The 22,179-nt window shown below is 62.4% G+C and carries 25 protein-coding genes; 6 read left to right on the top strand and 19 right to left on the bottom strand.

From position 1 onward, the window contains the following. Window positions 1–7: 7 nt before the first annotated feature. The 10 genes from fabZ to RFM52_RS14380 form a co-directional block, all read right to left on the bottom strand. Complete coding sequence (gene fabZ, locus RFM52_RS14425) at window positions 8–469, bottom strand: 3-hydroxyacyl-ACP dehydratase FabZ (RefSeq protein WP_320295695.1); 462 nt, start codon at window positions 467–469, stop codon at window positions 8–10. Continuing rightward, a complete protein-coding gene (gene lpxD / locus RFM52_RS14420) occupies window positions 462–1,517 on the bottom strand; it encodes a UDP-3-O-(3-hydroxymyristoyl)glucosamine N-acyltransferase (protein ID WP_320295696.1) in 1,056 nt (351 codons plus the stop codon). Before lpxD ends, fabZ begins: the two co-directional genes overlap by 8 nt. Window positions 1,518–1,596: 79 nt before the next feature. Beyond that, window positions 1,597–3,963: an outer membrane protein assembly factor BamA gene (bamA, locus tag RFM52_RS14415; RefSeq protein WP_320295697.1), complete on the bottom strand. Its 2,367-nt coding sequence runs from the start codon at window positions 3,961–3,963 to the stop codon at window positions 1,597–1,599. A 218-nt stretch (window positions 3,964–4,181) separates the two neighbouring features. Next, window positions 4,182–5,324 (bottom strand): RIP metalloprotease RseP, encoded by a 1,143-nt coding sequence (gene rseP / locus RFM52_RS14410; RefSeq protein ID WP_320295698.1) that lies wholly within the window; start codon window positions 5,322–5,324, stop codon window positions 4,182–4,184. 101 nt (window positions 5,325–5,425) lie between these two features. Next, window positions 5,426–6,241, bottom strand: a complete 816-nt coding sequence (locus RFM52_RS14405) for a phosphatidate cytidylyltransferase (protein ID WP_320295699.1) — start codon at window positions 6,239–6,241, stop codon at window positions 5,426–5,428. A gap of 12 nt (window positions 6,242–6,253) precedes the next feature. Further along, window positions 6,254–6,973, bottom strand: coding sequence for an isoprenyl transferase (locus RFM52_RS14400; protein WP_320295700.1), 720 nt, complete (start codon window positions 6,971–6,973; stop codon window positions 6,254–6,256). A gap of 31 nt (window positions 6,974–7,004) precedes the next feature. Continuing rightward, window positions 7,005–7,559, bottom strand: coding sequence for a ribosome recycling factor (frr, locus tag RFM52_RS14395; protein ID WP_140642694.1), 555 nt, complete (start codon window positions 7,557–7,559; stop codon window positions 7,005–7,007). A gap of 90 nt (window positions 7,560–7,649) precedes the next feature. Next, window positions 7,650–8,372 carry a UMP kinase gene (gene pyrH / locus RFM52_RS14390; protein WP_040987265.1) on the bottom strand — a complete coding sequence of 241 codons (723 nt, stop codon included), beginning with the start codon at window positions 8,370–8,372 and terminating at the stop codon, window positions 7,650–7,652. Between the two features lie 166 nt (window positions 8,373–8,538). Further along, window positions 8,539–9,648, bottom strand: coding sequence for an aldo/keto reductase (locus RFM52_RS14385; RefSeq protein ID WP_320295701.1), 1,110 nt, complete (start codon window positions 9,646–9,648; stop codon window positions 8,539–8,541). A 32-nt stretch (window positions 9,649–9,680) separates the two neighbouring features. Continuing rightward, a complete protein-coding gene (locus tag RFM52_RS14380) occupies window positions 9,681–10,208 on the bottom strand; it encodes a nuclear transport factor 2 family protein (RefSeq protein ID WP_320295702.1) in 528 nt (175 codons plus the stop codon). A gap of 114 nt (window positions 10,209–10,322) precedes the next feature. Here RFM52_RS14380 and RFM52_RS14375 point away from each other — a divergent pair, with 114 nt between their 5' ends. Beyond that, window positions 10,323–11,249 carry a LysR family transcriptional regulator gene (locus RFM52_RS14375; protein WP_320295703.1) on the top strand — a complete coding sequence of 309 codons (927 nt, stop codon included), beginning with the start codon at window positions 10,323–10,325 and terminating at the stop codon, window positions 11,247–11,249. A 54-nt stretch (window positions 11,250–11,303) separates the two neighbouring features. On the opposite strand, the gene tsf is transcribed toward RFM52_RS14375, so the two are convergent. The 5 genes from tsf to RFM52_RS14350 all read right to left on the bottom strand — a co-directional run bounded on the left by tsf (window position 11,304) and on the right by RFM52_RS14350 (window position 15,089). Further along, window positions 11,304–12,224, bottom strand: a complete 921-nt coding sequence (tsf, locus tag RFM52_RS14370; RefSeq protein WP_320295704.1) for a translation elongation factor Ts — start codon at window positions 12,222–12,224, stop codon at window positions 11,304–11,306. A gap of 121 nt (window positions 12,225–12,345) precedes the next feature. Beyond that, window positions 12,346–13,125, bottom strand: coding sequence for a 30S ribosomal protein S2 (rpsB, locus tag RFM52_RS14365; RefSeq protein ID WP_040994986.1), 780 nt, complete (start codon window positions 13,123–13,125; stop codon window positions 12,346–12,348). Between the two features lie 175 nt (window positions 13,126–13,300). Continuing rightward, entirely contained in the window at window positions 13,301–13,915 is a 615-nt protein-coding gene (locus RFM52_RS14360; RefSeq protein WP_320295705.1) for a LysE family translocator, read from the bottom strand. After that, a complete protein-coding gene (locus RFM52_RS14355; protein ID WP_320295706.1) occupies window positions 13,912–14,190 on the bottom strand; it encodes a DUF4031 domain-containing protein in 279 nt (92 codons plus the stop codon). The genes RFM52_RS14360 and RFM52_RS14355 overlap by 4 nt, the downstream gene beginning before the upstream one ends. A 68-nt stretch (window positions 14,191–14,258) precedes the next feature. Continuing rightward, the gene (locus RFM52_RS14350; RefSeq protein ID WP_320295707.1) at window positions 14,259–15,089 is read right to left on the bottom strand and encodes a cell envelope integrity EipB family protein; all 831 of its coding nucleotides are present in this window, start codon (window positions 15,087–15,089) and stop codon (window positions 14,259–14,261) included. 139 nt (window positions 15,090–15,228) lie between these two features. Between RFM52_RS14350 and RFM52_RS14345 the strand changes: the two genes are divergently transcribed. Genes RFM52_RS14345 through RFM52_RS14335 form a run of 3 tightly spaced genes read left to right on the top strand, consistent with a single transcriptional unit; the run spans window position 15,229 to window position 17,700 of the window. Then, window positions 15,229–15,693, top strand: coding sequence for a RidA family protein (locus tag RFM52_RS14345; protein ID WP_320295708.1), 465 nt, complete (start codon window positions 15,229–15,231; stop codon window positions 15,691–15,693). An 8-nt stretch (window positions 15,694–15,701) separates the two neighbouring features. Then, window positions 15,702–16,430: a glycerophosphodiester phosphodiesterase gene (locus tag RFM52_RS14340; RefSeq protein ID WP_320295709.1), complete on the top strand. Its 729-nt coding sequence runs from the start codon at window positions 15,702–15,704 to the stop codon at window positions 16,428–16,430. Between the two features lie 55 nt (window positions 16,431–16,485). Beyond that, window positions 16,486–17,700, top strand: a complete 1,215-nt coding sequence (locus RFM52_RS14335; RefSeq protein WP_320295710.1) for a GNAT family N-acetyltransferase — start codon at window positions 16,486–16,488, stop codon at window positions 17,698–17,700. Window positions 17,701–17,952: 252 nt separating this feature from the next. Here RFM52_RS14335 and RFM52_RS14330 read toward each other — a convergent pair whose 3' ends face one another. Together RFM52_RS14330 and RFM52_RS14325 are read right to left on the bottom strand one after the other, a co-directional pair. Continuing rightward, complete coding sequence (locus RFM52_RS14330; RefSeq protein ID WP_320295711.1) at window positions 17,953–18,831, bottom strand: DMT family transporter; 879 nt, start codon at window positions 18,829–18,831, stop codon at window positions 17,953–17,955. Continuing rightward, entirely contained in the window at window positions 18,828–19,295 is a 468-nt protein-coding gene (locus tag RFM52_RS14325; RefSeq protein ID WP_320295712.1) for a YqfO family protein, read from the bottom strand. Before RFM52_RS14325 ends, RFM52_RS14330 begins: the two co-directional genes overlap by 4 nt. Window positions 19,296–19,400: 105 nt before the next feature. Between RFM52_RS14325 and RFM52_RS14320 the strand changes: the two genes are divergently transcribed. Both RFM52_RS14320 and RFM52_RS14310 read left to right on the top strand, forming a co-directional pair. Next, window positions 19,401–20,093 carry a helix-turn-helix transcriptional regulator gene (locus RFM52_RS14320; protein ID WP_320295713.1) on the top strand — a complete coding sequence of 231 codons (693 nt, stop codon included), beginning with the start codon at window positions 19,401–19,403 and terminating at the stop codon, window positions 20,091–20,093. A gap of 362 nt (window positions 20,094–20,455) precedes the next feature. After that, complete coding sequence (locus RFM52_RS14310; RefSeq protein WP_320295714.1) at window positions 20,456–20,887, top strand: HIT family protein; 432 nt, start codon at window positions 20,456–20,458, stop codon at window positions 20,885–20,887. Between the two features lie 12 nt (window positions 20,888–20,899). Here the strand turns inward: RFM52_RS14310 and RFM52_RS14305 are convergent, their stop codons facing one another. After that, entirely contained in the window at window positions 20,900–21,211 is a 312-nt protein-coding gene (locus tag RFM52_RS14305) for an AzlD domain-containing protein (protein WP_320295715.1), read from the bottom strand. A gap of 35 nt (window positions 21,212–21,246) precedes the next feature. Continuing rightward, the gene (locus RFM52_RS14300) at window positions 21,247–22,173 is read right to left on the bottom strand and encodes an AzlC family ABC transporter permease (RefSeq protein WP_320295716.1); all 927 of its coding nucleotides are present in this window, start codon (window positions 22,171–22,173) and stop codon (window positions 21,247–21,249) included. Between the last annotated feature and the right edge of the window lie 6 nt (window positions 22,174–22,179).

Genomic DNA, 22,179 nt, shown 5'->3' with positions numbered 1-22,179 from the left:
CGAACCGTCAGCCGGTAACCATCATGGCCGAAACCTCGGCTTCGGCGGCTTTCGCGCCGTCAACCATCGCCTCGCAGGCGAATTTCAGCAGGTTGCCGCGCTTCTTGATCTTTTTGACGTGGATCCTGAGCTGATCGCCCGGAACGACCGGTCTGCGGAATTTCGCGTTGTCGATGGTCATGAAATAAACCAGCGACGGCTTCTCGGTGTTGAGGCTGCGAATGCAGATCGCGCCTGCGGTCTGGGCCATGGCCTCGATGATGAGCACACCGGGCATGACGGGCTGCTGGGGAAAATGGCCCTGGAAATGCGGCTCGTTGATGGTCACGTTCTTGATGCCGACAGCGGACTCGTCGCCATCTATGTCGACGATGCGGTCGATCAGCAGGAACGGATAGCGGTGCGGCAGGAGCTTCATAAGCCCCATGATATCGACTGCGTCGAGTGTCGTTGCCACCATGTCAGCCATTTCCGTCGCCTTGCTTGCGCGTCCTGGCCATCCTGCGCAGCATCGCTATCTCGCGCATGGCTTCCGCCATGGGCTGCGCCGGGTAACCTCCCCAGATCTCGCCTGCCGGCACGTTGTTCATGAATCCACTTCTCGCAGCAAGTTTGGCCCCGGGTCCGATGGTCAGATGATCGGCGAGGCCGACACCGCCACCCATGGTGACGTTGTCGCCGACGACCACGGAACCGGAAATACCCGAAAGCCCGGCTATAATGCAATTGCGGCCGATGCGAACATTGTGGGCGATCTGCACCAGATTGTCGATCTTGGTGCCTTGGCCGATGATGGTGTCGGACATCGCGCCGCGGTCGACAGTCGAGTTGGAGCCGATCTCGACATCGTCCTGGATGACGACGCGGCCGATCTGCGGCACGCGTTCAGGTCCCTTGGCGCCGCCGACGAAGCCGAACCCGTCCTGGCCGATCCGCGCGCCGCCATGGATGATCACGCGATTGCCGACAAGCGCATATTGAATGCTGGCGCCGGGGCCGATGAAGCCGTCGCGGCCGATCTGGCAGGAACGGCCGACAACGGCGTGAGGCGCAATGACCGTGCCGCTGCCGATGGATACGCCGGGGCCGATCACGGCGCCGGCCTCTACGATCGCCCCCTCTTCGACATGCGCCGACGGATCGATGAACGCATGCGCCGATATGCCGGTTTCTCCGGTCATTGGCCCCGGAGTCGCGGCCTGCGGAAACAACAGCCGCCCGACCATTGCGAAAGCCTGTTGCGGACGTGGATGCATGAGCACCGCGATGCCCGGCGGCGCCTTGCTGGCAAAATCGACGGGGCACAGGACCGCGGCCGCCCTGAGCGACTGCATCAAGGCGAAATTGCGCTTGCCGTCGACAAAGACAAGCGCGCCATCGCCACCCTCGTTGGCGGGAGCCAGCGCCTCGATAGCAATTTCGGCCTGCGCGGAATCGAACAGGCTGGCGCCGGTCAGATTCGCGACCTCGCCAGCCGTATACCGGCGTGAAGGCGCGAAGAACACCGGATCGGTCATTCCAGAAGCAATATCCAGCTGGGTCGGATCAGTCCACTCCGGGCCGTCAGCCGGCCCGGAACCATTCGCAACCACGAAATCAGAAGCGGGTCGCGATACCGAAGTTGAATTCCTGCACGTTGTCGGTCGACTCTTTCTTGACCGGGATCGCATAGTCGATGCGGATCGGGCCGAACGGCGAAGCCCACATCAGGCCGACACCGACCGACGCGCGGAGCTTCATGCCGACGGAATCCGGGTTAACGCCGGCAAGTTTGTTGCCATAGAGCGTCGCCGCATCAGCGAACACAGCACCGCGCAACCCGAAGCTCTCCGGAATAACCGGAAGCGGGAACTGGGCTTCTGCCGAGGCATTGAAATAAGTCGTGCCGCCAAGGTGATCACCACTGCTGTCATTGGCCACAGGACCCATGCCGCCATACTCGAAGCCGCGGATCATGCGATCGTTGCTCTGGAAGAGATCGAAGATACGGAGATCGCCATTGCCGTAGCCCGCAATGTAGCCTGCTCCGCCCGAGACCAAGCCGACAAGGTCAAGCTGTTCCGACAAGGTCTGGTATACGCTCGCACGCCCGGTCACCTTCACCCATTTGGCGTCGCCGCCCAAACCAGCGAACTCGGTCGTGCCGGTGACATAAAGCCCTTCATGCGGGTTCTTCATATCGTCGATGGTGTTGTAGACCAGACCGAGGCTGACCGACGACTTGAGCCAAGGGCTTTCCGCAACGCCGTCGACGATCGCCTGCGAGATCGTGCACGGGCTGCCATTGGTGAAGACGCCACCTACCAGACAGCCATCGGCAATCGAATATTTCTCTTGCGATATATTGTACGCCAGCTGCGTCGAAATGTTGTCGGTGATCGGCAGACCGAATCGGACGGTCGCGCCGGTGGTGTCCGTATTGTAGTGATTGTACTCGCGGGTCGACTTGTAGATGTCGAAACCCGCCGCGATGCGCCGGCCGAGGAAATAAGGCTCGGTGAAAGAGATGGCGAAGTCGCGCGAATGCTTGCCGCCGCCGGCGGACAGCTTGATGTACTGGCCGCGGCCGAGGAAGTTGCGCTCGGTGATCGAGCCCTCGATGGATGGGCCAGGCGTGTCGCCGCCGGTCGAATAGCCGGCGCCGACCGAGAACTCGCCGGTCGACTTCTCGACCACGGTGACCACGAGCACGACCTGGTCAGGGGCCGAGCCAGGCACGGTCGAAATGTCGACGGACTGGAAATAATCAAGGTTTTCCAGCCGCTTCTTCGCGCGCTGGATGAGAACCTGGTTGAAGGCATCGCCTTCGCTGACATCGAATTCGCGACGGATGACATAGTCGCGCGTGCGGTCGTTGCCGCGGATCTCGATACGCTCGACATAGGCCTTGGTGCCCTGATCGATGGTGTAGACGACCGAAATGGTATGGTTCTCGAAATTACGGTCGCCGCGCGGCGTCACCTGGGCGAAGGCATAGCCCGAACCCGCGACCTTTTCGGTCAACGCGACGATCGAATCCTCGACGTCCTTGGCGTTGTAGACGTCGCCCTTGTGGGTCTCGACCGCGGACTCCAGCGACTTCGAGTCGACTTCCGGGATGGTGCTTTCCACGCTGACGTCGCCGAACGTATAGCGGTCGCCTTCCTGCACGGTGATGGTGACCGTGTATTTGTTGGTGGTGTCATCAAGCTCGCCGACGGCCGAGACGACCTGGAAGTCGGCATAGCCGTGATTGTAGTAGAAGCGGCGCAGCAGTTCCTGGTCGGCGCGCAGCTTGTCCTCGTCATAGACGTCGTCGCGCAGCACGAAGGACAGCCAGGACGAGCGCTTGGTGTTGATGACATCCGACAGGCGGCGGCTGGAATAAGCGTGGTTGCCGACGAAATTGATTGCCGCGATCTGGGTGCGACCGCCTTCGTTGATGTTGAAGACCACGTTCACGCGGTTGTCGCCGAGATCCATGATCTGCGTGGTCACGGCGGCGTCGTCGCGGCCGATGCGCTTGTAGGCGGCCTTGACCGCCTCGACGTCGGCATCAAGCGCCTGCTGAGAGAAGGTCGCGCGCGGCTTCAGCTGGATGGCGGCCTGGAGCGCGTTGTCCTTCAGCTTCTTGTTGCCCTGGAACAGGACCTGGTTGACGACCTTGTACTCGGAAACCTTGACGACCAGGCTCGAACCGACCTGGTTGATCTGAACGTCCGAGAACAGACCGGTGCCGAACAGCGCCTTGACGGCGTCGTCGATATCGGAGCTGGAGAAGGGCTTGCCCGGCTTGATCGAGATGTAATTGCGGATGGTTTCCGCATCGACCCGCTGGTTGCCGCTGACCTCGACACGCGAAATGACCGCGGCCTCAGCCACAGACGTGGCAGCGAACTGCACTGCGAGCGCGCCTGGCACGACCAGAGCGGCGGACAAAGCCGCCGCGGAAGCGGCGCTCAGAAACTTGGATGCTGCCTTCATCGGGCTTTTGTACCTTTTTCTCGTAGTCCCCACGGCGAGAAAACCGGACGTGCGGTATTTTCCCTTACCGTATTAACCGGATTTTCCCTACACGCAAGGCTCCCGGTTAATTTGTATTTACTTAACCGTACCGCGTGGCTTTCGCGTCACGCATATCCCCACGCATGGTAAACGGCATCTCAATGCGACCGGGTCTGAAGCCAAATTTCTTCATGATTTCAGCATCCAAACAGATCATTCCAAAACACGAAGCCCATGAAGCCCAGCACCAGGAACAGCCCGGTCCTATAGGCCATCTCCATCATTCGCTCCGAAACCGGTCGCCTTATGACGGCCTCCACGCCGTAGAACAAGAGGTGGCCGCCGTCGAGAGGGGGAATCGGCAGGAGATTGAGAAAACCTATCCCGACTGACAGAAATGCAACAAGCTGCACCAACCACTCGAAGCCGAGCTTGGCTGCCTGTCCCGACATCTTCGCGATCTTGATCGGACCGCCCAGTTGGCATTTGTCCTCGCGTCCCAGCGCAAAGCGCTGCAGGAACTGGCCGGTGCGCTCGATCACATGCCCGGTTTCCTCCACCGCCGCCACCACGGCGCCGGCCGGCGTATAGGAGATCAGGCGCGGCTGGCCGAGTTCGGCGTTGTTGACGACGCCAATAACCGCGACCTTGATCTTGTTGCCCAGCGCATCCTGCTGCTCCATGGGCTCCGGCGTGGCCGTAACGTCGATTTCCTTGCCGTCGCGCAGCATGGTGAAGGTGATGGCGTCGCCCGCCCGGCCCGAAACCAGCCGCTGCACGTCGGCAAAGGTCTCCACCTTGCTGCCGTCGACTTTGACGAATCGGTCGCCTGGCAGGATTCCAGCCTTTTCCGCCGGGCTGCCCTTGGTGACTTCGGCGACTGTCGGCTCCAGGACCGGACGGCCATAGAGGGAAAACAGCACCGTGAACACGGCGATCGTCAGCAGGAAATTGAACAGCGGCCCGGCAACGACGGTAGCAGCCCGCTTCCATATGGGTTGCGTATGAAAGGCGACCTCGCGCTCGGCTTCCGTCAGCGATTCGAGCTCTTCGGTGCTCGGCTGGCTCGACGTCGCGTTCATATCGCCGACGAATTTGACGTAGCCGCCAAGCGGAATGGCGCAAAGCTTCCAGCGCGTGCCGCGGCGATCGTAGAAACCGAAGATCTCAGGGCCGAAGCCGATGGAAAAAGCCTTCACCCCGATGCCGCACCAGCGGCCGACCAGATAGTGGCCCATCTCGTGGACGAACACGACCACGGTCAGCACGAACAGGAACGGCACCAGCGTGCCAAGGACGAAGCCTTGTGTGCTGAAGACCGCGTGAAAGATGTCGTTCAAGTCATGCCCTCAAATTCGCCCACGCGCGACATTCCACCGCGACTGTGGCATCAATCCGGGCGAATCCGTGGCGCGCGCCATTTTTCGCCTTACCGCGTCGTTCAGTTCGGAAACAGCCCCAATGCCGGATGCTCGGCGCCCGCCGCGATCCAGCCCATGACGTACAGCGCGAACGCGGCCGCGACAAGCCCGTCCACCCTGTCCATGACGCCGCCATGGCCGGGAATGAGGTTGCTCGAATCTTTGGCGCCGTGCCGGCGCTTGACCCATGATTCGAACAGATCGCCGATCTGCGAAACGATCGAAAGAGCGAGCGCCACGAGGCCAAGCTGGACGAGATTGCCGGCCCCGGCCGCAACTGCCAGCAGCAATCCGGCAACAACGCCGCCTGCCGCGCCGCCAAGCGCGCCGCTCTGCGTCTTGCCGGGTGAGATCGACGGCGCGAGCTTGGGGCCGCCGACCGCGCGGCCGACGAAATAGGCGCCAATGTCGGTCGCCCAGACCACGGCGAACAGGAAGAGAATCGCAATCAGCCCGGAATGATTGTCGTCACGGAGAAAAGCGAGCGAAAAGCCGGAAAGAGCCGCATAGGCAAGTCCAGGGGCTTCCCAGGACGCAGCCCCCTTGATCCGAGCGGCAATGGCCGCGACCGCCACAAGGATCGCGACGAGCAAGAGCAGCCACAAGGCTGGCAGCCCAGCGATCAGCGCGCCGATGAAGACCAGAATCAGGGTTTCCGGCAGGAAGCCGAGAGCCGCGCCGCTCCCGGCGCGCGCCAGGCGCGTCCATTCATAGAAGATCAGCGCAGCGATTCCCGCGCTAAACAGCCGGAACGGCAACCCGCCGAGCCAGGTGAGCGCAAGCGTCAGCGCCGCCATCACGATTGCCGAGATGACGCGCTGCTTGATGTTGCTCATTCGTGGCGGCGCCTAAAGCGCGACATCGCGGGCGGCAAGCCCGCCGAAGCGTCGTTCGCGGCCGGCAAAGTCGCGCAAGGCGTCGGCCAGGTGCTCGCGGCTGAAGTCCGGCCAATAGCAAGGCAGGAAGACGAGCTCGCTATAGGCCGCCTGCCAGAGAAGGAAGTTCGACAGCCTGAGTTCGCCGCTGGTGCGGATCACCAGCTCGGGATCGGGAATGCCCTTTGTGTCGAGCGACGCGGCAAAACTTTCCGCCGTGATCGCGTCGCTCGCCATGTCGCCGCGCGCGACGGCATCCGCCAGCTTGCGCGCCGTGCGCACGATCTCGTCACGGCCGCCATAGTTGAAGGCGATCACTAGCGTCAGCGACTCGTTGCCGGCGGTCAGCGATTCGGCCTCCTGCAGCAGTCCCCTGATGTCGGGCTGCAGCCCCTCCTTGTCGCCGATCACCCTCACCCGCACGCCGTTCTGGTGCAGTTCGGCGAGATCGCGGCGGATGAACAGCTTCAACAGACCCATGAGGTCGCTGACCTCGGTTTTCGGCCGCGACCAGTTCTCCGAGGAAAAGGCGTAGACGGTCAGGTAGGAGATGCCAAGCTCGGGCGCGGCGCGGACCGTCTTGCGCAGGGCCTCGACGCCGGCGCGGTGTCCGGCAAGGCGCGGCAGGCCGCGCGCCTTGGCCCAGCGTCCGTTTCCATCCATGATGATCGCGACATGCGCGGGCGTTGCCATGGTCTCGCTTTCGAGCCGGAAAACCCGACCCCTAAACCTGCATGATTTCAGCTTCCTTATCGGAAAGCAGGTGATCGATGGTGCTGATCGTCTCGTCGGTCAGCTTCTGCACCTGGTCGGAGCGCTTGCGCTGATCGTCCTCGCTGATGGTGCCGTCCTTTTCCGCCTTCTTGAGGAAATCCATCCCGTCGCGACGGACATGGCGCGCGGCGACACGGGCATTCTCGGCATAGCCGTGCGATATCTTGACCAGTTCCTTGCGGCGTTGCTCGTTGAGCTCGGGCAACGGAATCCGCAGATTGGTGCCGTCGACGATCGGGTTGAAGCCGAGATTGGCTTCGCGGATGGCGCGGTCGACCGCGCTGACCATCGACTTGTCCCAGACCGAGACCGAAATCATGCGCGGCTCAGGCACTGTCACATTGGCCACCTGGTTGATCGGCATCGTCGTACCGTATGCCTGCACCTGGACGGCGTCGAGCAGGTTGCTGGACGCCCGGCCGGTGCGCAGCGAAGCCAGATCGTGCTTGAAGGCGGCGATCGCCCCGTCCATGCGTCGCTTCAGGTCTTCGAACTCGCCACTCATGATCATCTCCTCGACCCGTTCGCCGGGTTCACTGCTTCTATCGTTATTTGGTCCAGGATTCCGTAGCCGCGTAACGGATCCCGGCGCCTGTTACTTGTCCGTGACGACCGTGCAATGGCCGCCGCCCCTCAGAATATCGCCGAAACCACCTTTTTCGTGGATCGAATAGACGATTATCGGAATGTTGTTTTCGCGCGCAAGTGCAATCGCGGCGGTGTCCATGATCGCAAGCCCGCGTTTGATGACTTCCGCATGGCTGATACGATCGAAACGGACCGCATTCGGGTCCTTCTTGGGGTCGGCCGAATAGACCCCGTCGACCTGCGTGCCCTTGAACAACGCATCGGCGCCGATCTCGGCGGCGCGAAGGGCCGCGGCCGAATCGGTGGTGAAGAAGGGATTGCCGGTGCCGCCGGCAAAGATGACGACCTTGCCCTGGTTCATGTAGGCGGTCGCCTGGCGCTGGGAAAAGCTCTCGCAGAGCTCCGGCATGGCGATCGCCGAAAGCACGACGGCGTCGACGCCGATCTTGTTGAGCGAGGTGCGCAGCGCCAGCGAGTTGATGACGGTGGCGAGCATGCCCATGTGATCGCCGGTGACGCGGTCGCCGCCCTTCGAGGCCACGGCGACGCCGCGAAAGATGTTGCCGCCACCGATGACGACGCCCACTTCCACGCCTAGCGCGCGCGCCTCGGCGATGTCGGCGGCGATGCGGTCGACGACCGAGACGTCGATGCCGAAATGCTGCTCGCCCATCAATGCTTCGCCGGAAGCTTTCAGCACGACACGTCGATAGAGGGGCTTCACCGTCATCTCATTCCTCGAAATCTCGGCGCGGCAATTTTGGAGGCGAAACCGCCCCCGCTTCATCCGGCGATGCTGTCATGACGGGTTGACCCGATACACGAAGGGCGCGGCGATGTCACGCCGCGCCCTCGTGCAAAATTCCAGGCTTTTTGGGTCAGTTGCCGCCTTTTGATCAGTTACTTGAGATGCTGACCGCCTCGCCTTCGATCATGACGGGAGGCGAATAACCGGCCGGCTTGTCGCCGGTCACGGCGCCGCCGGTCACCCGGACCTGAATCTCGGAGCCGAAATAGGAATGCGGGAACGGCGCAGGCGTGGCGCTGACCTTTTCCAGCCGGGCGCGAAGTTCGGCGGGAATCGAAAAATCGAGCGCGCCGAGATTATCCTCGATCTGCGCAGGCTTCGTCGCTCCAAGGATGACGGAAGCGATGCCCGGCTGCGTCGCCGCCCAGTTGAGCGCGACCTGGGCCATGCTGCGGCCGAGCTCGGCGGCCACCTTCTCGAGTTCCGCCACGATCGCCCAGTTGCGGTCGCTGAACTTCTGGAAGCCGGGATGCGTGGTGTTGCGGAAACCGTCGAGCCGCCCGGCGTTTCCGGCTTGCGTCGGTCTGTATTTGCCGCTGAGCAGGCCGCTGGCCAAAGGGCTCCACGCCATGATGCCTGCGCCATGACGGGTGGCGAACGGCACGTATTCATGTTCGATGGCGCGCTCGGCCAGCGAGTATTCGAGCTGCAGCGCCGAGACCGGCTCGTAGCCGCGCAGTTCGGCGATCGCCTGGGCGCGACCGGCATACCAGGCCGGCACGTCGGAGAGGCCGATATGGCGCACCTTGCCGGCGCGAACGAGGTCGTCCAGCGTGCGCAGCACCTCCTCGGCCGGGGTGATCCTGTCCCAGACATGCAGAAGGTAGAGGTCGATATAGTCGGTGCCGAGCCGTTTCAGCGACGCCTCCACGGCGCGCATGACGTTCTTGCGGCCGTTGCCGCCGGCATTCGGATTGCCGGCCTCGGAATTCATGGTGAATTTGGTGGCGATCACTGCCCTGTCGCGCAGGCCCCGCTCGGCGACGAACTCGCCGAGCCAGGTCTCGGCGGTGCCCCCGGTGTAAAGGTCGGCTGTATCGAAGAAATTGCCGCCCGCTTCGACATAGGCGTCGAACATCGCGCGGGCGGTGTCCCTGTCAGCACCCCAGCCCCATTCGGTGCCAAAGGTCATGGTGCCGAGAGCCAGCCGGCTGACGCGCAACCCGCTGTTGCCCAACGTGTAATAGGTCATGGTCATCGTCGTGTCCGTTTCGATCCGGTTGCCGCCGCTTACTGGCCGGGGGTCGCCTTGACCCAGGGATTGCCGCGCTCGTGCGTCATGCGGAAGGTGAAGCCGTCGACCTTCCAGCCGGACGCCGAGCGCGTCAGGTGGTGCTCGTAGGTGCCCCAGACTTCCCACAGCGGGTCGCCGTTGCCTTCCATCCGGTTCCAGGCATAGCCGTTGGAACGGACAGTCGCGGCGTTGGCTTCAAGCGCGACCTGATGGTTGGTGCGCAGATGCAGGCTGGTCTTGCTGCCCTTGAGGTTGCCCGCCCAGGCGCCGATCAGATCGTCGGAAGCGATGTTGGCTGCGGGCTGCCCGGACAGGCTGCTGAAATCGGCGGTGACACGCTCGGCGAAATAGCTGCGGGCGAGCTTCCAGTCCTGCGCGTCCACCGCGCGGTCGATGGCGTCGGCGATGCGGATGACGGCGCCCTCGTCGGTAAGCGCCTGCCAGCCGGCCGGCTCGGCGCCGCCGGCATCGATCGGCGCCAGCGCCATGCCAGCGGCAAAAGTTACATGTCTCAATGCGTTCATTTCTTCTCTCCTTGGGCATCAGTCCGCCGCCGACGTGTTGACGATAATGTGGAGCAGCTCAAAGGCGTCGATAAGATTGCATTGTTCGCATGGACTGTGCGATATCATTCATGAATGGATCGCGATTTGCTCACGCACCTGCCGGTCATCGTCGCCGTGGCGCGGCGCGGCGGCTTCGCGCTCGCCGCGGCTGAGCTCGGCATGAGTCCGTCTGCCGTCAGCCATGCGGTGCGGCTGGTGGAAGAGCGCATCGGCCAGCCGCTCTTTGCCCGCACGACGCGCAGCGTCTCGCTGACCGAAGCGGGCAAGGCGCTGGTGGAGACGGCGGCCCCGGCCCTGCAGGACATCGGCGAGCGGATGGACCGCATCCGCGGCGTGAAGGGAAGGCCTGCCGGCCTGCTCAGGATCAACGCCTCCAACATAGCGATCCCCCTGGCGGTGACGCCGGTGGTTGCGGCGGTGGCGGAACGCTACCCCGACGTGACGGTCGAGATCGTGGCCGACCAGGGACTTATCGATATCGTCGGCGAAGGCTTTGACGCCGGCATCCGGCTGGGTGAAATGATCGCGCAGGACATGGTCACCGTCAGGATGACGCCGCCGTTCAAAGCCGTGATCGTCGCCTCTCCCGCCTATATCGCTAAGCACGGCCGTCCGCGCGACGTGGCCGATCTCGCCAATCACAACTGCATCGGCTACCGGCTGGTCCGATCGGGCGCGCTTTACCGCTGGGACCTGAACGACAACGGCAAGGATGTCGTCGTCGAAACGCGCGGCACGGCCATCGTCACGGATTCGCTTGGCGCCATCGATCTGGCGCTGGCCGGGGTCGGGCTCGCCTACGTGTTCGAGCCGCTGGTGCGCGCCGACCTGGCGGCCGGCCGCCTCGTCCAGATCCTGCCGCAGATGGCGATCCAGGAGCCCGGCCTCTTCCTTTACTTCCCGCGCCGCGCATCGATGGCGCCGAAGCTCAGGGCTTTTATCGACACCGCACAAGAAATCGGCCGAGCATCCATGCGGACACCCGGCCGAGTCGCCTGAGCTCGTGAGCTCGTCACCTTAAGGGAAACGCTGGGCGCTCCCTTGGGATCAGAGCTATTTCTTGACCGCGGCAGCGACTTCCGCCGCAAAGTCGGTCGTTTCTTTCTCGATGCCTTCGCCAAGCGCGAAGCGCAGATAGGCAGTGATCTTGGCCGGAGCACCGATCTCCTTCTCGGCATCCTTCAGCGCCTTCTCGACGGTGATGTCGGGATTGAGCACGAAGGCCTGCTTCAGAAGGACGACCTCTTCGTAGAATTTGCGCAGGCGGCCCTCGACCATCTTCTCGATGATCGCTTCCGGCTTGCCGGTCTGGCGCGCCTGGTCGGCAAAGATCGCCTTCTCGCGCTCGACCGCTGCCGGATCGATTTGTTCCGCTGTCAGCGCCATCGGATTGGTGGCAGCGACATGCATGGCAACCTGGCGAGCGAACGCATTGGCTGCATGTTCATTGCCCGTGGTCTCGATCGCGACCAGCACGCCGAGCTTGCCGAGGCCGTCGGCAACCGCATTGTGGACATAGGTCGCCACCGCGCCATGCGGCACGGTGAGCTTGGCCGAACGGCGGAAATTGATGTTCTCGCCGATGGTGCCGACAGCGTCCTTGACGGTCTCGGTGACCGTCTTGTCGGAGCCCGGATACTTGGCCGCGGCAACCGCGTCGGTGGTGCCATAGGCGAGCGCGACCTTCGCGATGTTGCGGACCAGTTCCTGGAACTGCTCGTTGCGCGCGACGAAGTCGGTCTCGGAATTGACCTCGACGATGGCGGCTTCGCGTACGCCGGCGTCAACGCCGATCAGGCCCTCGGCGGCAGTGCGCCCGGCCTTCTTGTCGGCCTTGGAGATACCCTTCTTGCGCAGCCAGTCGACGGCCTCTTCCATATTGCCGTTGGTTTCGTTCAACGCCGCCTTGCAGTCCATCATGCCCGCGCCGGTCAAGTCGCGGAGTTCTTTGACCTGTGCAGCCGAAATGCTCATTGTCGCCTCTTGGTTCAAAATGCGCCGACGCACCAACCGGGACTCGGGTGATGCGCTCGGCAAAAGCGCTTTAGCGCGCCAATTTATTGGAAAGATGAAGGCCGGGACCCGGCCTTCCTTATCAAGCTTCCGGAGCTTCGGCAGCCGGAGTGTCGAGCGCCGGCTCGACCGGAGCCTCGGCCGAGGCGCCGATATCGACGCCGAGCGCGCCCTGCTGGCGGGCGATGCCGTCGATGGCGGCCTTGGCGATCAGGTCGCAATAGAGCTGGATGGCGCGGGCCGCGTCGTCATTGCCGGGGATCGGGAAGTCGATCTTGTCCGGGTCGCAGTTCGAATCGATGATGGCCACGACCGGAATGCCGAGGCGCTTGGCCTCGAGGATGGCGATCGCTTCCTTGTTGGTGTCGATGACGAACATCAGGTCCGGCGTCGAGCCCATGTCCTTGATGCCGCCGAGAGCCTTGTTGAGCTTCTCGCGCTCGCGGTCGAGGTTCAGCCGCTCCTTCTTGGTGAGGCCCTGGGCCTCGCCGGCCAGCGTCTCGTCGAGCTTGCGCAGGCGCTGGATCGAGTTCGAGATCGTCTTCCAGTTGGTGAGCATGCCGCCCAGCCAGCGCGAGTTGACATAGTACTGGGCCGAACGCTGCGCGGCGTCGGCGACAATGTCGGACGCCTGGCGCTTGGTACCGACGAACAGCACGCGGCCGCCCTTGGCGACGGTGTCGGACACCTGCTTCAGAGCCTGGTGCAGCAACGGCACTGTCTGCGACAGATCGATGATGTGGATGTTGTTGCGGGCGCCATAGATGTAGGGCGCCATCTTCGGGTTCCAGCGGTGGGTCTGGTGGCCGAAGTGAACACCAGCTTCCAAAAGCTGGCGCATGCTGAAATCTGGCAGAGCCATTCTTTATTTCCTTTCCGGTTGGCCTCCACGGACACAGGCATTTCGGACATGTGTCCTGATGCCACCGGAGGTTTCAGCCGGATTTCTCCCGGGCAGACACCAAAGTCCGTGTGTGGAATGAGCGCGCATATAGAGGGGATGCGTTATAAACGCAAGCCATGCATCGCTTCACGGCTCAACGTGCGGCAATCAGCGCACCTGTGCCGATCATCGCGCCGCCGGCAAGCCTGTGCATGAGGCGTATGCGCTTCGGGGTCCGGAACCATCCGGCCGCCCGCCCCGCCATCGCGGCATAGAGCCCCATGACGACGATGTTGACGCTGATCACGACAAGGACCACGAGCAGGCCATCGGCGAAAGTCATCGCATCAAGGTTCAGGATCAGTGGCATGATGGAAGCGTGGAACAGCATCGCTTTCGGATTGCCGAGCGCGATCGATGCGCCGAGAAAGAAAGACCGCGACAGCCGGACCGGTGTTTGATGGGATCCATCCGATTGCGCGGCAACAGCGGCTCTCCAGATCCTGACGCCGAGAAAGATCAGGTAAGCAGCACCGGCATATTTCAGCAAAAGAAAAACCCACTCGAAGGTCTGGGCCAAGGCCACCAGGCCGGCCAACGTCAGGGTGACCAGCACGGCGTCGCCCGCAGCGACCCCCACGCCGGCCATGAACGCGCGCACGAAGCCGCGCGAGATGCCATTGGTGATGACAGCGAACATCGCAGGGCCAGGTGTGGCGGCGGCAAGTGTGATTGCGGCGCAATAAGCCAGAAATGCCGTCACGGTCATCGTTTCACCTTCCCATTTGGCACCCGAACGCGGCGGAAGACGGCAACGATCTCCTCGCGGCTGCATTCGATAGCGCCAAGCCGCACGGCGCGGGTGCGCTCGAAACTGGTTATATCGTAATGCGGCGCCGAGGTCTTGGGCGGTCCCTGATAGGTCGAGTGCTTGAGGCCAAGCTGGGCGGCGAAGCGGTGCAGTTCCTCGGTTTCGTCGGCGAGCAGATGGCACCAGCGGCGGCCTGCCCACTTCCAGATCGCCGCATCGACATAAACCGCCATCAGGCCTGCCGCATCCCATGATCCCCACACACGACGTCTAGCGATTGGGGTTGCAAGCGAAAGCGCTGCTATTTCGACGCCGGGCAAGGCTTGGTCTGGTCGAACAGCGACAGGTTCACCAGCTTGCCTGTCATCGAGAAGTCGCCATAGTCCATGACGAGGTCGCGGGTGATGCCGTTCTCGTGCAGCTTGAAGCTGATCCGGTATTCCGGCACCTCCTCGCCGCTTTTGTCGGTATCGTCGAAATAGGCGATGTCGACCGGCCAGTATTTGTCGGAGGCGAGCTTGGCCAGCGCCGGCGCTTCCGGATCCGTCTTGTTGGCTTCCGTCTTCTTGCCGACGATGACGGTGGTGGTCATCACCTTGTTGGCGTCCTCGGAGCCGTCGAACAGATTGGTCTGGTAGAAATTCTCGCCTTTTTCGGCCTTGCCGATCAGCTCGACCAGATGCTGGGTCGGAAACTGTGTCGCCGCGAGCTCGAGGCTGCTCTTCTCCGGCTTGTCGATATCGACCTTGAGGCCCTTCGCTTCCCTGGTGGCCGTGCCTTTGACTTCCTTGTCGAGATTCTGGTCGACAAAGGATTTCGTCACGAAGGAAAAGGTCTTGCCCTCGGCGTCCTCGAAAGTCGTCGTCTGCTGGTCGGTCAGCCTGGTGTTGTCGTTGGTGACGATCTGCGTGACGAAGCGGAACTTGACCGTATAGCCTTCGCAGGCGGAGCCGTTGAACTCATAGACCATGCGGCCGGTGATGCCGGTAATGCCTGAACGGTCGGAGGCCTTGCTGAGCGTCAGATCGTAGACCGCGCGATGTGCCTGCAGCGCCGGCACCGCAAAGGCCGGCGCCATCGGAAGCGCCGCCGAGAGACAGGCGGCGGCAAGAAAAAGGCGCGTTGCGCGCATGCGTTACTCCGATCGTTACGGCCGCGAGGCAGGCCGCAGGGAAAGATGGTCCAGCTTAAAAAAAGTCGTGGCGGAAGCGAGGCAAAAATAGCAATTTCGGCCCGGCCAACGCGGCGTCTTCCAGCAATAGGGAAAACCAATGAGCGAAACAATCGAAAAGCGGCTAAGCGATCTTGGCGTCACCCTTCCGGCCGCCGCCGCGCCCGCCGCCAACTACGTACCCTATTGCCGCACCGGCAACACGCTGTTCACCGCCGGCCAGCTGCCGCTGAAGGACGGCAAGCTGCAGGCAAGCGGTCTTCTCGGCCGCGACATCGACACGGCAGCCGGCAAGGAAGGTGCGAAATTCTGCGCCATCAACATCCTGGCGCAGGCCAAGGCCGCCCTCGGCGATCTCGAAAAAATAAGGCGCGTGGTCAAGATCACCGTCTTCGTCGCCTCCGCGCCGGATTTCGTCGAACAGCATCTTGTCGCCAACGGCGCCTCCGATTTCCTGGTCGCGGCACTCGGCGAGCGGGGCAAGCACGCCCGTTCCGCCGTCGGCACCGCCTCGCTGCCGCTCAACGCCGCGGTCGAGATCGAAGCGATCTTCGAAGTCGAGTGAGGCCTAAGATGACCGATCTGTCCTGGCTGATTGCGCAGCCCGTCGCGCATCGCGGCTTCCACGACATGAACAAGACCCGCTGGGAAAACACGCTGTCGGCCTTCGCCGCGGCGGTCGAGCGCGGCTATGCCATCGAATGCGACGTGCATATCTCGTCGGATGGCGTTCCGGTCATCATCCATGACGGCGATCTGAAACGCCTGACCGGCCATGACGGCTTCGTCTGGCAACGCACCGCGGCCGAGCTGGCGACGCTCAAGATCGGCGGCACCAAGGACCACGTGCCGACGCTCGAGGAGGCGCTCGACCTGATCGACGGCCGCGTGCCGCTGGTGGTCGAGCTGAAAGGCGTTCCCGGCCACGATGCCGGGCTGGTGGCGAGCGTCGGCCGGCTGCTCAAGCGCTACAAGGGCAAGGTGGCGATCATGTCGTTCGATCACTGGCTGATCCGCGACTTCGCCAAGGACGCCCCTGGCATTCCCGGCGGGCTGACCGCCTATGGCAGGGACGACCAGTTGATCGAGGCGCATTTCGCCATGCTCGCGCACGACCTCGCCTTCACCTCTTACGCCGCAGGCGACCTGCCCAACCCCTTCGTCAGCTTCGTGCGCGAAAAGCTGAAAATGCCCGTCATCACCTGGACCGTGCACGATCAGCCGGCGGTCGACCTCACCTTCAAATATGCCGATCAGATGACCTTCGAGGGTTTCGAGCCTGGCCTGGTGAAAGTCGCTTGAGCCGGGTGCCTCAAACGTGACTTGTAGCTAACCTGGCGAAGCTTAAATAAGCCCCATGGATCAAGGTGACGAAGACGATGGACGGGTAGCGAACGCGGACTATGCGATCCGCGTCGCGGCGGGTATCGGCGCCTTCACCTGCGAGGAATGGAACGGCTTTGCCGGAACCACGCGTGGCGACCAAGAAAACGGCTACAACCCGCTGGTTTCATTCGCTTTTCTAAGCGCATTGGAAGACTCCGGATGCGCTGTGCGGCGCACCGGCTGGCAGGGCCATCATCTCAGATTGGAAACGGCGCAAGGCAGGCTTCTCGGCGCCGTCCCCTGTTATCTCAAATCGCACAGCCAGGGCGAATACGTCTTCGACCATGGCTGGTCGGACGCTTTCGAGCGCGCCGGCGGCCGCTACTATCCCAAGCTGCAATGCTCGGTGCCGTTCACGCCGGTCACCGGCCCTCGCCTGCTGGTCAGCAAAGGCGAGAATGAAGGTGCCGTGAGAGCCGGACTGGCGGAAGGCCTGAAACTCGTGACCGACAAGCTCGGCGTCTCTTCCGCGCATGTCACCTTCGCCAACGAGCCCGACGTCGCGACGCTGGAAGCGGCGGGCTTCCTGCATCGCACCGACCAGCAGTTCCATTTCTTCAACGAAGGCTTTTCCAGCTACGACGACTTCCTCGCCACGCTTGCCTCGCGCAAGCGCAAGGCGATGAAGAAGGAACGCCGCGAGGCGCTTGCCGACGGCATCTCGATCGACTGGCTGACCGGCAAGGATCTCACCGAAAGCGCCTGGGACGATTTCTTCGCCTTCTATATGGATACCGGCGGCAGGAAATGGGGCCGGCCCTATCTCAACCGGCAGTTCTTCTCGCTGATCGGCGAGCGCATGGCCGACGACATTCTTCTGGTGATGGCCAAGCGGAACGGCCGCTACATCGCCGGCGCCATCAACTTCATCGGTTCGGACGCGCTTTACGGGCGCAACTGGGGCTGCGTCGAGGACCACCCCTTCCTGCATTTCGAGGTCTGCTACCATCAGGCGATCGACTTCGCCATCGAGCGCAAGCTGAAGGTGGTGGAGGCAGGCGCGCAGGGCGAGCACAAGCTGGCGCGTGGCTATCGGCCCGTGACCATGCATTCGGCGCACTACATTTCGCACCCCGGTCTGCGCAACGCCGTCGCCGACTATCTCAGGCGCGAGCGGCGTGAGGTCGAACGCATGGGCGAGTATCTCGAGGAGCACACGCCCTTCCGCAAGGATGTGCAGGAATAGCTTGAGGCCGTAGGACTGCCGTTCGATCCAGAATTCGCCACACACGCAGCTTTTTGAGGGAGCAGCCAGCAGCCTATTTCGAGATAGCCTCGACCGAGAAAGGCGCTTTCACCGCGCCTTGTCGAGGCGGTGATGGTGATTTGAGGGCATAGCGTTGGTTCCCGCCAAACACGCTAAGGCAGATCAAATCGAGAACCGTGAGCTTTATCCTGAACTTCTCAGTTCAGAGGTCCAGGGAACTCGGCTTGCTTCTCAGTCAGGGAGTGGAGCGACCGCTTCCTTCCTTCTCGCTTCGACCAAGATATGGAGGCCAACGGCACTAAACACGATTAGGCCTCCCGCAAGCGTGCTGATACTGGGTATCTCGTTGAACGCGAGCCAAACCCAAAGTGGGGCCAGCGGTGCATCGAGGGAGCCTATCAGCGCGGTTTCGATCACCGGCAGCATCCGCGCGCCAAGTGTGAATAGAGCGAGACCGGCTGCCGAGTTCACAAGGCCGAATAGCATCAAGACGAACAGATCTTGCCCAGAGACGGCGAATGGCTCTCCGAAGGGCCAGCAGACCAAGCCACTCAGTAGGGCCGAGAGGCAGGCGGCTGGCATGGTGGGAATGTTGTGAAACTGTCTCGCAATCACCATCATCGCAGCCAAGCAAAAGGTCATGCCGAGCGCCATGAGATCCCCGAACAAACTGCCGTCAGCACCGAGGCCAACCATCAGGGCAACGCCTGCCAAAGCAGCAAGGCCGGCGAAGATCGCATTTTTTGACGGTCTTTCCCGCATCACCAGCCAGCCCAGAGCAGCGCCGATGAACGGCACCGTCGCATAGGTCACCGCGACGTGAGCGACCGTGGTGTGCCGAAGCGAGGTGATGAAGAAAACCATGCCAATCGCCGAGACAATAGCGAACAGCCACCCGGGCCGACCCATGTTTTTGACGCTTCGCCACGCGTCCCTGCGCTGCATCGCGATAAACACGACCGCTATGCCGATTGCGCCGAAGATGCCGCGCCAAGCAAGCATGGTCCAACTATCCAGCGGAATTAGCCTGGTGAAGAAGCCTGCTGTGCTCCAGGCCACGGCCGATGCCGTGACCAGCACCAGGCCGAGCCGATATTCGGTGGTGCTCATTCCTGGGGTGTGTTCTTATTCGGCTCGCAAGCCTTCTTTTTCCAGTCGCCGGTCGTGTTCCACCAGCGGTTCGAGTTGGCGCTGTCGTCAAGGCCCTTGGATCGGCTGGTGAGAATGCTCCAGACCCTGATGACCGGCTCCTGGTAGCTGTGGGTCTGGAAGATAGTCTCGACTACCTGCTGGATGAGTTTCTGGTCGTCCGGGAGTTCGAACGATATTTCGACTGTACCGGGACGCTTGCGTATCTCGCTTTCCGGTCCAGCCACTGCGCCTTCGAGCGGCCGATATCGTTCGGTACCGAGCCCCGACTGGTAGGCATTGCTGTCGTAGTTTCCCATGGCGAGCGGCGTGACTTTCACCACCGCCTCCATGATGCGGTCCACATCATCAGCCGGCGCCTGGAACGTCAGCAGGCATAAGCGCTCCATCCGCACCGATTTTGTTGCAAATTCCTGATCGACCATCGGTTTCTCCCGTTAGACAGATGATCGTCAAAATAGCCGACCTTCTGCTGACACCCTGTGTCAGCATCAAAGTGATAAAAGTCGATTGTTTGCAGGAGCGCCACGATGAGCCGTTCAAGCCGGCTGTTCGAGATTATCCAGATTCTGAGGCGCGCAACCGCGCCGGTCTCAGCGGGCAAGATCGCTTGCGCTCTCGAAGTTAGTCAGCGGACCATCTATCGCGACATCATTGCTCTGCAAGGCATGAGGGTTCCCATCGAAGGGGAGGCCGGCGTCGGCTATGTCATGGAGGTGGGTTTCGACTTGCCGCCGCTCATGTTCACGGCCGAGGAGGTCGAGGCTATCGTGGTCGGCCTGTCACTGATCGGACGTACCGGCGATGCCGATCTTTTGGCGGCGGCGTCACGCGTTGGCCACAAGGTTGCCGCCGTTCTTCCGAGCACGGCCGACAGCCACATCGAAGGCTCGCCGCTGCATGTCTCGCACTGGAACGCCATTCCTCCGTCGGCGGTCGAATACCGCGTGTTGCGACAGAGCATAAGGGAAGAGCGAAAACTACATCTTCACTATCAGGATGCCGAGGCACGGCGCAGCGAGCGCATCGTCTGCCCGCTGGCGCTCGTCTATTACGTAGACAATATCGTCCTTGCCGCGTGGTGCGAATTGCGGAAGGATTTCCGACATTTCCGAGTCGACCGGATGAGTGCCTGTATAGCCACAGACAACCTGTTCAAAGGTGAGAGAGAGCGCCTGCGATCCGAGTGGCAAGCCCGTCATCAACTGTTCTCTGCCTTCTGAGTGTCCTCGATAAGGGCACGCGATCCGCAAGACGGATTTAGCCGGCGTCAAGCGGCTCGACTAACCCCCCAGTCGGCGCATTTCCCGATAGATTGTCGAGCGGCCTAGATTTAGCTGTTTGGCAGCAGCCACCGGCGACATTTCGGCGTTCACCAGATTCATCGCAGCATCAACCTTCGTCATATCGAGAGGCTGGCGCCCCGGCTGCTTTCCCTTCGCCCTTGCGGCGGGCGATGCCGTCCCAGCTTCGTTCCCCCTTGGCGTTGTTAGCGGGAAACCAAGCGCTATGCCCTCGACTTGCCTTGCCGCACGGCGGCGGCTTCGCTACACGAGGCGGGTCAGCACGATCCGGAGCGCCTGCCATGGCCGAAGCCGCCTACGATCCCGGCAACATCTTTGCGAAAATCCTGCGCGGCGAGATCCCCTCGCACCGCGTCTATGAGGACGACGCTGTGGTCGCCTTCATGGATGTGATGCCGCAAGGCATAGGCCACACGCTGGTGGTGCCCAAGGCGCCGTCGCGCAACATGCTCGACGCTGACCCGGCAATTTTCGGCCCGTTGTTCGGCGTCGTGCAGAAAGTTGCGGTCGCGGTGAAAAAGGCCTTCAACGCCGACGGCGTCACCCTGATGCAGTTCAACGAACCGGCTTCCGGGCAGACCGTCTACCATCTCCATGTCCACGTCGTGCCGCGCTTCGAGGGCGTGCCGCTCAAGCCGCATTCCGGGCAGATGGAGAAGCCGGAGGTGCTGGCCGAGAATGCCGGCAAGATCCGCGCGGCTCTAGCGGGCTGAGATCAGGCGAAATCAAAAGTTCAGATAAAGTCCGGCCAGCAGCAGAAACTCGGCTGTGGCGATGCCGACGACCATGCGCTTTCCCGACACCAGATAGGAGACGAAACCCAGGGCCGCCGCCGCTATCCTCAAGCCAAGCGAAGTGTGCGCAAGCGCGCCGCCTGGAAAGACAACCAGGTTGCCGATGACGGCGGCAACAAGCGCCGTCGCCATGGTACGAACCAGTACCAACAGGTCTGAATCTTCGGAAAGCTTGCCGCCAAGATAGACACCAAGGAAGCGCCAGATGTCCGTCGTGGCGAAACCGGCGACGAGAATGAACATGTATGGCCACCACCAGGCGCCGCTAGAAAAGTAACTCACGCCGCGCGCACCTTGCGCCGTCGCAATTGCAAGCCATAGGCGACCGTGCCGCCGATCAGCCCGGCAACCAGCAAATCGATCTGCGGCAACACTATGTGGAAGACCGGTCCGAGGACGAGGCCCAGGACCATTGCGACATGCCCAGCCCGTTCGCGTGCGGACCCCCACAACGAGGTCAGGAAATACATCGGAGTCAACATCAGCAACGCCGCCGAAACGGCGTACGGCAGCGCATCCGCCACTGCATAGACGGCGGTCACGACGATGACATTCGTCGTCACCAGCGCGCCGCCGAGGCCGGCATAGTAAGTCGTACGCATTTGAGGCGGGACGCGCTTGAGGCGCTCCATGGCCAGCACCCAGGAGGTCACGGCCACGAAATGCGCCAGGAGATAGAGCACGCATTGCCGGGTTTTCCCGGCGCGCATCTCGGGTGCCAGCGCCATCACCATCGGCATCAGACGTATGGCGGACAACGTGACGGCGAACATCGCCGCCGGCAGCGCCGCTCCCGATGCGATCGCGCCCACCAGCACGACCATGGATGGCAGCGCCCACACCGTTCCGGTCATGAAAGCGGCCTGTGCCACCGTGACCCCGGCGTCTTTCGCCAAGGCGGCAAAGCCAATGAACGAGCTGATGAGGATCAGGCCAGGCAGGGAAAAGGCCGCGCGGACACCACGCAGGAACCAGGTGGAACGAGGCGCTTTGGCGTCCGAGATCCAAGTCGACATATGCCGGCCATAGCATGTGCGGCCATAGGATGCGACCGCACCGAAGGCGGCGCATCGCCTTTCCATTGATCCACGAAAATCTGTTGGCGGTTGGAGGACATCGGCCACGCGCACCGTTGAGGACAATCCGGCCGATTTCCACGTCTTTCCTTGCAACAAAAAAGCCCCGTCGCCGGGGCTTTTCTGCAATTCGGG

The organism is Mesorhizobium humile (assembly GCF_033977215.1).
GTDB lineage: Bacteria > Pseudomonadota > Alphaproteobacteria > Rhizobiales > Rhizobiaceae > Mesorhizobium > Mesorhizobium humile.
The sequence above is the reverse complement of the archived record's forward strand: the minus strand, read 5'-3'. Positions and strand labels throughout refer to the sequence as shown.

Bases quoted from the DNA above. Each gene is read 5' to 3' on its own strand.
- RFM52_RS14305 (WP_320295715.1), bottom strand. From the start codon at position 21,211: ATGTTCATTCTCGTCGCCGGTTTCGCCACGACGGACATCTGGCGCTTC.
- RFM52_RS14345 (WP_320295708.1), top strand. From the start codon at position 15,229: ATGAGCGAAACAATCGAAAAGCGGCTAAGCGATCTTGGCGTCACCCTT.
- RFM52_RS14355 (WP_320295706.1), bottom strand. From the start codon at position 14,190: ATGGCGGTTTATGTCGATGCGGCGATCTGGAAGTGGGCAGGCCGCCGC.
- fabZ (WP_320295695.1), bottom strand. From the start codon at position 469: ATGGCTGACATGGTGGCAACGACACTCGACGCAGTCGATATCATGGGG.
- RFM52_RS14350 (WP_320295707.1), bottom strand. From the start codon at position 15,089: ATGCGCGCAACGCGCCTTTTTCTTGCCGCCGCCTGTCTCTCGGCGGCG.
- RFM52_RS14310 (WP_320295714.1), top strand. From the start codon at position 20,456: ATGGCCGAAGCCGCCTACGATCCCGGCAACATCTTTGCGAAAATCCTG.
- RFM52_RS14375 (WP_320295703.1), top strand. From the start codon at position 10,323: ATGGATCGCGATTTGCTCACGCACCTGCCGGTCATCGTCGCCGTGGCG.
- RFM52_RS14335 (WP_320295710.1), top strand. From the start codon at position 16,486: ATGGATCAAGGTGACGAAGACGATGGACGGGTAGCGAACGCGGACTAT.
- lpxD (WP_320295696.1), bottom strand. From the start codon at position 1,517: ATGACCGATCCGGTGTTCTTCGCGCCTTCACGCCGGTATACGGCTGGC.
- pyrH (WP_040987265.1), bottom strand. From the start codon at position 8,372: ATGACGGTGAAGCCCCTCTATCGACGTGTCGTGCTGAAAGCTTCCGGC.
- RFM52_RS14340 (WP_320295709.1), top strand. From the start codon at position 15,702: ATGACCGATCTGTCCTGGCTGATTGCGCAGCCCGTCGCGCATCGCGGC.
- rpsB (WP_040994986.1), bottom strand. From the start codon at position 13,125: ATGGCTCTGCCAGATTTCAGCATGCGCCAGCTTTTGGAAGCTGGTGTT.
- bamA (WP_320295697.1), bottom strand. From the start codon at position 3,963: ATGAAGGCAGCATCCAAGTTTCTGAGCGCCGCTTCCGCGGCGGCTTTG.
- RFM52_RS14360 (WP_320295705.1), bottom strand. From the start codon at position 13,915: ATGACCGTGACGGCATTTCTGGCTTATTGCGCCGCAATCACACTTGCC.
- RFM52_RS14385 (WP_320295701.1), bottom strand. From the start codon at position 9,648: ATGACCATGACCTATTACACGTTGGGCAACAGCGGGTTGCGCGTCAGC.
- RFM52_RS14380 (WP_320295702.1), bottom strand. From the start codon at position 10,208: ATGAACGCATTGAGACATGTAACTTTTGCCGCTGGCATGGCGCTGGCG.
- RFM52_RS14325 (WP_320295712.1), bottom strand. From the start codon at position 19,295: ATGGTCGATCAGGAATTTGCAACAAAATCGGTGCGGATGGAGCGCTTA.
- tsf (WP_320295704.1), bottom strand. From the start codon at position 12,224: ATGAGCATTTCGGCTGCACAGGTCAAAGAACTCCGCGACTTGACCGGC.
- RFM52_RS14320 (WP_320295713.1), top strand. From the start codon at position 19,401: ATGAGCCGTTCAAGCCGGCTGTTCGAGATTATCCAGATTCTGAGGCGC.
- RFM52_RS14400 (WP_320295700.1), bottom strand. From the start codon at position 6,973: ATGGCAACGCCCGCGCATGTCGCGATCATCATGGATGGAAACGGACGC.
- RFM52_RS14330 (WP_320295711.1), bottom strand. From the start codon at position 18,831: ATGAGCACCACCGAATATCGGCTCGGCCTGGTGCTGGTCACGGCATCG.
- RFM52_RS14405 (WP_320295699.1), bottom strand. From the start codon at position 6,241: ATGAGCAACATCAAGCAGCGCGTCATCTCGGCAATCGTGATGGCGGCG.
- frr (WP_140642694.1), bottom strand. From the start codon at position 7,559: ATGAGTGGCGAGTTCGAAGACCTGAAGCGACGCATGGACGGGGCGATC.